This window comes from Acinetobacter lactucae, assembly GCF_013344765.1.
Lineage (GTDB): Bacteria > Pseudomonadota > Gammaproteobacteria > Pseudomonadales > Moraxellaceae > Acinetobacter > Acinetobacter lactucae_A.
Map to the genome: position 1 here is coordinate 1 of NZ_JABVBF010000123.1, position 10692 is coordinate 10692.

General features: G+C 39.4%; 10 protein-coding genes. 4 read left to right on the forward strand and 6 right to left on the reverse strand.

Going from position 1 to position 10692, the window contains the following annotated elements:
• Nucleotides 1-1013, reverse strand: a 1013-nt coding sequence (gene gap, locus HUN22_RS12325; RefSeq protein WP_174729767.1) for a type I glyceraldehyde-3-phosphate dehydrogenase, incomplete at its 3' end; no start/stop codon positions are given.
• A gap of 270 nt (nucleotides 1014-1283) precedes the next feature.
• Between gap and alaS the strand changes: the two genes are divergently transcribed.
• From alaS to csrA, 3 genes are all read left to right on the forward strand, one after another.
• The gene (alaS, locus tag HUN22_RS12330; protein ID WP_174729776.1) at nucleotides 1284-3920 is read left to right on the forward strand and encodes an alanine--tRNA ligase; all 2637 of its coding nucleotides are present in this window, start codon (nucleotides 1284-1286) and stop codon (nucleotides 3918-3920) included.
• Between the two features lie 65 nt (nucleotides 3921-3985).
• Complete coding sequence (locus HUN22_RS12335; protein WP_064784997.1) at nucleotides 3986-5266, forward strand: aspartate kinase; 1281 nt, start codon at nucleotides 3986-3988, stop codon at nucleotides 5264-5266.
• 245 nt (nucleotides 5267-5511) lie between these two features.
• A complete protein-coding gene (csrA, locus tag HUN22_RS12340) occupies nucleotides 5512-5766 on the forward strand; it encodes a carbon storage regulator CsrA (RefSeq protein WP_000906487.1) in 255 nt (84 codons plus the stop codon).
• Between the two features lie 67 nt (nucleotides 5767-5833).
• On the opposite strand, the gene rnhB is transcribed toward csrA, so the two are convergent.
• Nucleotides 5834-6400 carry a ribonuclease HII gene (gene rnhB / locus HUN22_RS12345; RefSeq protein WP_002163155.1) on the reverse strand — a complete coding sequence of 189 codons (567 nt, stop codon included), beginning with the start codon at nucleotides 6398-6400 and terminating at the stop codon, nucleotides 5834-5836.
• Between the two features lie 69 nt (nucleotides 6401-6469).
• Complete coding sequence (locus HUN22_RS12350) at nucleotides 6470-6859, reverse strand: hypothetical protein (protein ID WP_174729770.1); 390 nt, start codon at nucleotides 6857-6859, stop codon at nucleotides 6470-6472.
• Between the two features lie 236 nt (nucleotides 6860-7095).
• Here HUN22_RS12350 and HUN22_RS12355 point away from each other — a divergent pair, with 236 nt between their 5' ends.
• Nucleotides 7096-7653, forward strand: a complete 558-nt coding sequence (locus HUN22_RS12355; protein ID WP_174729773.1) for a cytochrome b — start codon at nucleotides 7096-7098, stop codon at nucleotides 7651-7653.
• A 44-nt stretch (nucleotides 7654-7697) separates the two neighbouring features.
• On the opposite strand, the gene HUN22_RS12360 is transcribed toward HUN22_RS12355, so the two are convergent.
• From HUN22_RS12360 to HUN22_RS12370, 3 genes are all read right to left on the reverse strand, one after another.
• A complete protein-coding gene (locus tag HUN22_RS12360; RefSeq protein WP_130118656.1) occupies nucleotides 7698-8696 on the reverse strand; it encodes an adenosine deaminase in 999 nt (332 codons plus the stop codon).
• Nucleotides 8697-8812: 116 nt separating this feature from the next.
• Nucleotides 8813-10132 (reverse strand): NCS2 family permease, encoded by a 1320-nt coding sequence (locus tag HUN22_RS12365; protein ID WP_069141079.1) that lies wholly within the window; start codon nucleotides 10130-10132, stop codon nucleotides 8813-8815.
• Nucleotides 10133-10454: 322 nt separating this feature from the next.
• Nucleotides 10455-10682, reverse strand: a complete 228-nt coding sequence (locus tag HUN22_RS12370; protein WP_174729779.1) for a hypothetical protein — start codon at nucleotides 10680-10682, stop codon at nucleotides 10455-10457.
• Between the last annotated feature and the right edge of the window lie 10 nt (nucleotides 10683-10692).

A 10692-nucleotide genomic window follows, 5' to 3' on the forward strand; every position in this document is an offset into this window, starting at 1 on the left:
GAGTCACACAGATCCAATAATCGATTTGCATAACCCCATTCATTATCATACCAAGCAAATACTTTAGCTTGATGCCCAACCACCATAGTTTGGGTTAAATCAACAATGAGTGAATAAGGTGAATGATTGAAATCACTCGAAACTAACGGTTCATCAGTAACAGTCATAATTTCTGCATAATCTGTTTGAGAAGCTTTAATTAGCAACTCATTAATGTGATGTACAGTAATTGGAGATTGCGCGATAAAAGTTAAGTCAATTGCAGCCACATTAATAGTTGGTACTCGAATTGAATAACCATCAATACGGTCTTCCATTTTAGGCATAACACGTTTTAATGCACCGAGTGCACTAGACGTAGTCGGGATAATATTTTGCCCTGAAGCTCTAGCACGACGTAAATCACGATGTGCATGATCAAGTACAGATTGGTCTGCCGTTACTGCATGAATTTCTGTCATAAGTGCAGTTTCAATACCGAAAGCATCATCAATGATTTTGACTAATGGAACTAAAGCTTGTGTAGTACATGACACACTCGAAATAATTTGATCAGTCGCTTTCACATCAGCATGGTTCACACCATAAACAATGGCTGCATCAACATGGTCAAAAGGTGCTGCCCCAATAATGACCCGCTTTGCCCCTGCTTCTAGGTGACGTGTTGCATCCGCATGAGAGCGAAACAGTCCGGTACACTCAAGTACCACATCAATATCTAAACTAGACCATGGTAAAAGTTCGGGTTGTTCCTGCTTTAAAACCTCAACTTTTAGCGTTCGTTGATTTGACTGAATATTCAAAAAAACTTTTTCATTTTCAATGAATATTTCCACACTTCCATTGAAGCGGCCATGTGTTGAGTCATATTTAAATAAATGCACTAATGTTTGCACATCTGCTATGTCGTTAATCGCCACGATTTCAAATCGAAATTGTTTTGAGCTCTCAAACCAGGCACGTAAAACATTACGTCCAATTCGGCCAAACCCATTAATGGCGATACGTTGCATGACCTATCCTTATCTACAAAACTACAGGCTAAAGAAGGCATATATTAAAGCACGTCACGCCCAATTGAATATAGATTTTTAGCCAAATCACAGTTTTGTAAGATATTCCTTTTAAAATCGTTGGTTCGGTGGGGTTTTTCCGCTACAATTTAGCGTTTTTAAAAAATAAGCCCCGTATCACATGCTAAGGTTTGACATAAAACAAACAAGCATTGATACATTTAGCCAAATTCGAAAATATGGAGTGACTTGGTTGTGAGTACTCGTTTAATGACATCTGCTGAAATTCGTGAAGCATTTTTGCGCTACTTTGAGACGCAAGGGCATACACGTGTCGCGTCGAGTTCTCTTGTTCCTGCCAACGACCCAACTTTATTATTTACAAATGCTGGGATGAACCAGTTTAAAGACTGCTTCTTAGGTCTTGAAAAGCGTGACTATGTACGTGCAACTACATCACAAAAATGTGTACGTGCTGGTGGTAAACACAATGACTTAGACAACGTTGGTTACACTGCTCGTCACCATACATTCTTTGAAATGTTAGGTAATTTCTCATTTGGTGATTATTTCAAACGTGATGCACTTAAATTCGCATGGGAATTTTTAACCAGCGAACAATGGCTTGGTTTACCAAAAGATAAACTTTATGCCACGGTTTACCATACCGATGACGAAGCTTACGACATCTGGAACAAAGAAATCGGTTTAGCGCCTGAACGTATTATCCGTATTGGTGATAATAAAGGCGAAAAATACGCATCTGATAACTTCTGGGCAATGGGTGATACTGGCCCATGTGGTCCATGTTCTGAAATCTTCTTTGACCATGGTGATCACATTTGGGGTGGTTTACCAGGTTCACCAGAAGAAGACGGTGACCGTTTCATTGAAATCTGGAACAACGTTTTCATGCAGTTTAACCGTACTGCTGATGGCGTGCTTCACCCTCTCCCTGCTCCATCTGTTGATACGGGTATGGGCTTAGAGCGTATCTCTGCTGTATTGCAACATGTTAATTCAAACTACGACATTGACCTGTTCCAACACTTATTAAAAGCTGCTGCAAACATTATTGGTATTGAAGACGAAGGTCAGCCTTCTTTACGTGTAGTTGCAGACCATGCGCGTTCATGCTGTTTCCTTATTGCTGATGGTGTAAACCCAAGCAATGAAGGTCGTGGGTATGTACTTCGCCGTATTATCCGCCGCGCTGTGCGTCACGGTAATAAACTTGGTGCAACTGGTACGTTCTTCTACAAAATGTTGCAACCTTTAATTGAAGTTATGGGTGATGCATATCCAGAACTTGCAGCTCGTAAAGATGTGATTGAAGCAACTTTAATTCGTGAAGAAGAACAGTTTGCTAAAACACTTGAGCAAGGCTTGAAACTACTTGAAGGCGAACTTGCTCAATTAAAAGATAAAACCATTCCTGGTGCGACTGTATTTAAACTTTACGACACTTACGGCTTCCCGACAGACTTAACTGCTGATATTGCACGTGAACGTGACTTTATTATTGATGAAGCAGGTTTTGAAGTAGAAATGGCTGCTCAGCGTCAACGTGCTCGTGATGCTGGTAAATTCGCAGTTGACTACAACAACATTGTAAAAGTTGAAGGCGAAACTCAGTTTGACGGTTACATCAACACCACTGGCCAAGGTCAAATTGTAGCGATCTATAAAGATGGCGTACAAGTTGACGAAGTTTCTGAAGGTGATGAAGCGCTTATCGTTTTAAACCAAACTCCTTTCTATGCTGAAAGTGGTGGTCAGATTGGCGACACGGGTATCTTCAAAAATGAAACTGGTATTTTTGAAGTTCAAGATACTAAAAAGTCAGGTGGTGCTTTTGTTCATCAAGGTATTGTGACCGTTGGTAGCCTTAAAGCTGATCAAAACGTTGAAGCAATTGTTAAAGCAGACATTCGTGAGGCAACTGCACGTAACCACTCAGCAACTCACCTATTACATGCTGCCCTTCGTCAAATCTTAGGTTCGCATGTACAACAAAAAGGTTCTCTAGTTGCAAGTGATATCTTACGTTTCGACTTTGCTAATGACCAACCAGTAACTTTTGAACAGTTACAACAAGTTGAGCGTTTAGTGAATGCAGAAATTATTGCAAATAGTGCTGTAACAACTGAACTTCTTGATATCGAAGCTGCAAAAGCTAAAGGTGCCATGATGTTGTTTGGTGAAAAATACGGTGATGAAGTACGTGTACTTTCTATGGGTTCAATTATTGATGAGAAAAACTTCTCAATTGAACTTTGTGGTGGTATTCACGTTAAACGTACAGGTGATATTGGTTTATTCAAAATCACTTCTGAAGGTGGTGTAGCTGCTGGTGTACGTCGTATTGAAGCTGTTACAGGCACTAAAGCGCTAGATGTAGTACAAAAAACTGATGCTGATATCCAGCACATTAATGGCTTATTAAAAGCACAGAAAGACCAAACTGTTGAGCGTGTACAAGCCAATGTTGAATTGGTTTCTGCATTACAAAAGCAGATTGAACAGCTCAATCAGAAATTGGCAAACTTCCAAGCGTCAGAATTGATTGATCAGGTACAAACGATTGCTGATCGTCAAACGCTTATTACCACTGTTCAAGGTGTAGATGCAAAATCACTTCGCAACTTACATGACAGTGTTAAATCAAAATTAGAGAATGCAGTTATTGTGTTAGCTGGTGTAGAGGGTGACAAAGTTAGCCTACTTGCTTCAGTTGCATCACAATACACTGCAAATCTAAAAGCAGGTGACATCATCAAACATCTAGCAACCGAGTTAGGTGGTAAAGGTGGTGGTAAACCTGACTTAGCACAAGGTGGCGCGCCACTTAACGAGAAGTTTGGACAAGTGATCGCAGCATTACCTGCATGGCTTGAACAAAAATAAGACTTCACTTTTTGTGTAACTGACCCTGAAAAGCCTCTCAGGGTCATGGCTTATATGGAACAACTATGGCATTAATCGTTCAAAAATATGGCGGTACTTCTATGGGTACCCCCGAGCGCATTTTAAATGTTGCTCGTCGTGTGAAGCGTTGGCATGATCACGGTCACAAGGTTGTTGTGGTCGTATCTGCAATGAGTGGTGAAACAAACCGCTTACTTGCTCTCGCTAAAGCCATTACCGAAACACCTGACCCACGCGAGTTAGACCAAATGGTTTCAACTGGTGAACAGGTGACGATTTCCATGTTAGCTATGGCACTTAATTCGATTGGTGTGGAAGCTAAATCCTATACCGGACGTCAAGTCGGTATTAAAACTGACAGTGCATTTACCAAAGCGCGTATCGAGTCTATTGATACAGATGTCATGACCAATGACCTAGATGCAGGTCGTGTTATTGTGGTTGCTGGTTTCCAAGGCTTTGATGCTAATGGAAATACCACAACACTAGGTCGAGGTGGTTCAGATACTTCTGGTGTTGCTCTTGCTGCTGCTTTAAAAGCTGATGAATGCCAGATTTACACTGATGTAGATGGTGTTTACACCACTGACCCTCGCGTTGCTCCTAAAGCCAAAAAAATCGACCGTATTTCTTTTGAAGAAATGCTAGAAATGGCATCATTAGGTTCTAAAGTTTTACAAATTCGCTCAGTAGAGTTTGCCGGGAAATATCAAGTTCCTTTACGTGTATTATCAAGCTTTGATAATGATAACGACGGCGTTTTTGATGACGAATTTAAAGAAAATGTTGGTACTCTCATTACTACTGAGGCGGAAGATACTATGGAACAGCCAATTATTGCAGGTATTGCTTTTAACCGTGACGAAGCAAAATTAACGATTTTAGGTGTACCTGATGAACCAGGCATTGCTTCTAAAATCTTATCACCAGTAAGTGATGCTAATATCGAAGTCGATATGATAGTGCAAAATGTTGAAGAAGACGGCACTACAGATTTTACTTTCACTGTAAACCGTGTTGATTTAGCGAAAGCTGAAAAAATCTTAAACGAAACTGCTAAAAATATTGGCGCGCGTGAAGTTTCAACACGTGACGACATCGTTAAAGTGTCTATCGTTGGTGTAGGTATGCGTTCACACGCAGGTGTAGCGAGCAAAATGTTCACTGCCCTTGCTGATGAAGGCATCAACATTCTTATGATTTCAACTTCTGAAATTAAAGTTTCTGTCATTATTGATGAGAAATACCTTGAACTTGCAGTTCGTTGCCTACATACCGCTTTTGGTTTAGATCGCGAACATGGTGAAAGCAGCGCCCGCGCTTAATTTTACCAAACGGTCAAGAATTCATTAAAAAATGTTTACTTGTCCGACAATAATCAAAGAAAACACAGAGCCGCTATAGTTTTTTTTATAGCGGCTCTGTTATATTAAACGGAAAGTTTTTTGGCAGTGATTATCAAAATATGACTTTGTTCTCATATTTCTGTTAGAATCTGACTGAAAACTGAGGTTGAGCTTTTATTTGGGTACCAATATTGCAGTTTTAAGCGTTTAGCAAGGAGATAAACATGCTGATTCTGACCCGCCGTGTCGGGGAAACATTAATGATTGGGGATCAAGTCAGTGTTACTGTGCTTGGCGTCAAAGGAAACCAGGTTCGTATTGGTGTGAATGCACCAAAAGAGGTTTCTGTTCATCGCGAAGAAATTTATCAACGTATTCAACATGAACGTGCAATGCATGAACACCTTCAACATCTTGATCAAGATTATCAAGTTTCTTATGAAGATGATAATTATGCACAGAAAAACTTCAATCGTTAGTATGAAGTTGTTCTCTCCCTAATTAAAGCGACTTTATAGTCGCTTTAAATTTTTTAAGTGCTTGTATTTATAGACCTAAAGCACGTTTAACAGGTGCATAACTACGACGATGCTGATCAATCACGCCATGCACAGCAATTGCTTCAAAGTGTGCTTTGGTTGGATATCCTTTATGTTTGGCAAAACCAAATAGTGGATATTGCTGATCTAATTCCGCCATTTGTCGATCTCGTGTTACTTTTGCCAAGATACTTGCTGCACTAATTTCAGCATGGCTTGCATCTCCACCAACAATGGCTTCACATGGAATAATAATTCCTTTAGGAATTTGGTTGCCATCTACAATTACTTTTTGTGGTTGAGTTTTCAAACCATCAACAGCGCGCTGCATAGCCAAAAAAGTCGCCTGTAAAATATTTAACTCGTCAATTTCAGCATGTGTTGCTTCAGCAATGGACCAAGCTAAGGCTTTTTCTTGGATTTCAATAAACAACTTTTCACGTTTCTTTTCAGTTAATTTTTTAGAATCATTCAATCCTAAAATTGGATTATTCGGATCTAAAATAACGGCCGCTGCCACAACCGAACCTACTAGAGGCCCCCGTCCCGCCTCATCTACACCAGCAATAAACATCGACTCACTACCTTTAAATAAAAGAGGCTGATCAATATAATCAGCCTTCTTTAACACAAAAATTATTAATTACTTTTGTAAAGCTTCTGCCACACAAGCGTTTACAGTTTTAGAAACCACTTGGTTTACGATTGTAGCACGTGTATTTACATCAAGTGCAGCTGCTGCCAATTCTACTGCTGTCACACTGTTTGGAGCCTTTTCGCTCACGCAACCACACACATTGGTTTGAATGCTATCACGTTGTTCAGTAGTCATAAGCTTTGTTGCTGTTTTCCATGCAGGGACATTATTAATCTCTGTAATACATTTCGCATTTACAGCAACTTTTAATGCAGCAACACCCAACTGCTGAGTTGTCGTTTGTGCAGAAGTAGCACCTGTACCCGTACCTGTAGTCGTTGCACACGCTGTTAAAGCTAAAACAACTGGCGCTAGAGCGAGCATCAATTTTTTCATCATTTTTTCCTTTGATTGAACGTTGGCTGCGCGTATTGTGCCTAAACTCGACTTTAGAAGAAACAAATAATTTGATGCATTTATGCAATCTTTTTCCACCTGCAAAACCCAGCTCATCAAATGCGTTTTGTCTTAAACGTTCTGTTTTTAGCACGCTCCGTTACATTTAAAACATTTCTTAAAATCTGCGCTTTCCCCTAAAATCACGAATCAAAACGACAAAAAAAGGGTCTTTTATGCCTGCTGCTTCCTCTCAGTATTACACCCGTACCGCGCAAATCCTGCATTGGGTGATGGCAATCATTTTCATCATTGCATGGGTTATTGGTTTCTATAGTGGAAATTTTTTAAGTTATGACGTTGATGGCCCCTTTAAAGGCGATGTAATTACGTTGCACAAGAATATTGCAACCACAATTATCTTTTTAGTGATTATTCGGATTTTTTGGCGCTATACACACCCTGTGCCAAAACTACCTGACACCATGTCACCAATGATGAAAACTCTGGCACATGTGGGGCATCTATTCCTTTATGTAATTTTGGTGGCTTTGCCTGTCACTGGTTGTTTGTTTAGCTGGAGTGCTGGTCACCCTGCTCCTGTTTTATATTTATTTGAAATTCCACGTTTAGTGCAAGATAACCCAGAGCTTTTAGCTATTGTTAAACCATTACATATTTATATTTCTTGGTTTGCAGGTTTTCTTATTGTTGGGCATGTACTTGCAGCCTTAAAACATCACTTCATTGATAAAGACAATATTTTAAATAGTATGACCAAACAGCCCAAATAAACCCTATGTATAAAAAAACCGCCCGAGATAGGCGGTTTTTTTATTTAGATTTTTTGGATTTCTGCAATCCACTTTTGTTTCTCTTCATCTGAAATGAAAGAAGCTTCAAAAGAGTTAATTGCGAGTTGCTTCAACTCATCATTGTTTAAGTCTAAAGCTTGCTGGATGGCAAAGAAATTATCATTCATATATCCACCAAAATATGAAGGGTCATCTGAGTTAACCGTTACATGTACGCCCTTTTGTAAAAGACGGCGGATATTATGATCTTTCATATCCTTAACAACACATAGCTTTAAGTTACTTAAAGGACAAACCGTTAATGGCATTTTTTCATTAATTAAACGCGCCATTAATTGTTCGTCTTCTTCAGAACGCACACCATGGTCAATACGGTTCACTTTGAGTAAGTCTAAAGCTTCCCATACATACTCAGGTGGACCCTCTTCGCCAGCATGAGCAACGATTAAGAAACCCTCTTCACGTGCCTTAGCAAAAACACGTTCAAATTTAGCTGGTGGATGCCCTACTTCACTTGAATCAAGCCCTACAGCAATAATATCTTGCTTAAATGGCAATGCTTGCTCAAGTGTTTCAAATGCAGCTTCTTCACTTAAATGACGCAAGAAACACATAATCAATTGAGAGCTGATACCAAACTTAGCTTTGGCATCTGCACAAGCACGTTTTAAACCGCTAATCACTGTTGAGAACGCAACACCACGGTCTGTATGGGTTTGCGGGTCAAAGAACATTTCTGTGTGAACGACATGATCTTCGGCACATTTCTCAAAATAAGCCCATGCTAAATCATAGAAGTCTTGTTCATGTACAAGAACATTCGCACCAGCATAGTAAATATCTAAGAATGATTGAAGATTATGAAAGTTATAAGCTTGCTTTACTTCTTCAACAGATTTGTAAGGAATCTGAATCTGATTGCGCTGGGCAATTGCAAACATTAATTCAGGTTCGAAAGTCCCTTCAATATGCACATGCAATTCGGCTTTTGGTAAGGCGCGAATCAGCTCGACTTGATTCATATTAACTCCACGTCTAAAGAAAAAAGGGTGTGGTCAAAATCACACCCTTTTATAATTTTCTTCTTATTGAAAACTATGTCTAAGATAGCTCAAGAAGAAAATTATAAAAAATCATATTAACCGCCAAACGCGATAAATTTAAATACCCAAAGCGCAGCAATGATCCATACCATGTACGGTACAGTTTTTGCCTTACCCGTGAATAATTTAACTAATGCATAGCTAATAAAACCCATTGCAATACCATCAGCAATTGAATAGGTGAATGGCATAAATACAATGGTTAAAAATGCTGGAACAGCTTCAGTAATATCATCCCAATCAATGTGCGTGATCCCTTGGATCATCAACACACCAATAAACAATAAAGCTGGCGCTGTTGCAAAACCTGGTACAGATTGAGCAAGAGGTGCTAAAAATAGACAGCAGATAAACAAGACAGCAACCACAACAGCAGTTAAACCAGTACGTCCACCTGCTGCTACACCTGAAGCGGATTCAATATATGGCGTAGTTGAAGATGTACCTAATGCGGCACCAGCAACGATTGCAGTAGAGTCTGCAAATAATGCTTTTTTCAAACGAGGTAATTTACCGTCTTGTAAAAGACCCGCACGGTGTGAAACACCAACCAAAGTACCTGTACTATCAAACAAGTCGACAATAAAGAATACGAAAATGACGCCGACCATACTTGCTGTAAATAGACCTTCAAAGTCCATTTGCATGAATGTTGGTGCAATTGAAGGAATTTGACCCACTACACCCTTAAATTCATTTAAACCTAAAGCAGTAGCGATGGCCGTAACAACTAAAATACTAATAATGATTGCGCCGCGAACCTTTAATTGGTGTAAAACCACAATCATTAAAAAACCGAATAACGCTAGTAATACTGTAGGCTGTTTGATATCACCCAAACCGACTAATGTCGCTTGGTTATCAACAATAATTCCGGCATTTTTTAGTGCAATCAGTGCTAGGAACAAACCAATACCACCGCCGATTGCAAACTTAAGTGACATTGGAATCGCATTGACAATCGCTTCACGAATTTTAAAGAAGCTAATTGCAAGAAAGACAAGGCCTGAAACAAAAACAGCCGCTAAAGCTGTTTGCCATGGCACGCCCATTCCCATACAAACCGAGTAGGTAAAGTAAGCGTTTAAACCCATACCAGGGGCCAGCGCGATTGGATAATTCGCAATGATGCCCATCACTAAACATCCGATTGCTGCTGCCAAACAGGTCGCAACGAATACGGCACCATGATCCATGCCGGTTTCAGATAAAATGAGTGGATTGACAATAATGATGTAACACATCGTTAGGAATGTAGTTACACCAGCAAGAACTTCAGTTCGGAAAGTGGTTTTATTGTCGCTTAACTTAAATAAACGCTCTAACCAGCCTACCGAAGAATTGGGCGCCGCCATAAGTAGCCTCTATGCAAAATCTGAACTGTGGGATATTTACTTCTATGTAGGTCGCTGAACAATATTGTTTTTCTGTTCAGGCCTATAAACAAGAATCTCAAATAAAAGAAGCAACAAATATGCCACTCATTTGCTTTCTAGATTTATACATAGGAAATAACCACAGCCCCTCTTGAAACACAAAAAAGCTGCATAACCCCCTATGCAGCTTTTTTACTATACGTTCAATAAGTTTAACAGATTCAACAGAAACATGATCAAAATTTATGAAAAGATATGACCAATGACACTGCAAAGGTTAGAAATTTATAGGCCGATATTACTAAAAAATAATTTTTTTCTCACCGATGTATTCTTGCATATTATAAGAAGCTAAATTGCTATGGTGAGCATGGTTTGGATTACGTTCGATACTTTGTAGGTTTTTTTCAGCTTCTTGTATGATCCGCATGAGCTCCTGATGTCTTTTATTTTGAGTATCTAAATACACCCAATACCCTAATACAAAGACAATACTCACACACAACACTATTAATACTTTATTGATCATTATTATTATC

Coding starts and splice junctions, on each gene's coding strand:
- alaS (WP_174729776.1), top strand. CDS start 1,284: ATGACATCTGCTGAAATTCGTGAAGCATTTTTGCGCTACTTTGAGACG.
- HUN22_RS12335 (WP_064784997.1), top strand. CDS start 3,986: ATGGCATTAATCGTTCAAAAATATGGCGGTACTTCTATGGGTACCCCC.
- csrA (WP_000906487.1), top strand. CDS start 5,512: ATGCTGATTCTGACCCGCCGTGTCGGGGAAACATTAATGATTGGGGAT.
- rnhB (WP_002163155.1), bottom strand. CDS start 6,400: ATGTTTATTGCTGGTGTAGATGAGGCGGGACGGGGGCCTCTAGTAGGT.
- HUN22_RS12350 (WP_174729770.1), bottom strand. CDS start 6,859: ATGAAAAAATTGATGCTCGCTCTAGCGCCAGTTGTTTTAGCTTTAACA.
- HUN22_RS12355 (WP_174729773.1), top strand. CDS start 7,096: ATGCCTGCTGCTTCCTCTCAGTATTACACCCGTACCGCGCAAATCCTG.
- HUN22_RS12360 (WP_130118656.1), bottom strand. CDS start 8,696: ATGAATCAAGTCGAGCTGATTCGCGCCTTACCAAAAGCCGAATTGCAT.
- HUN22_RS12365 (WP_069141079.1), bottom strand. CDS start 10,132: ATGGCGGCGCCCAATTCTTCGGTAGGCTGGTTAGAGCGTTTATTTAAG.
- HUN22_RS12370 (WP_174729779.1), bottom strand. CDS start 10,682: ATGATCAATAAAGTATTAATAGTGTTGTGTGTGAGTATTGTCTTTGTA.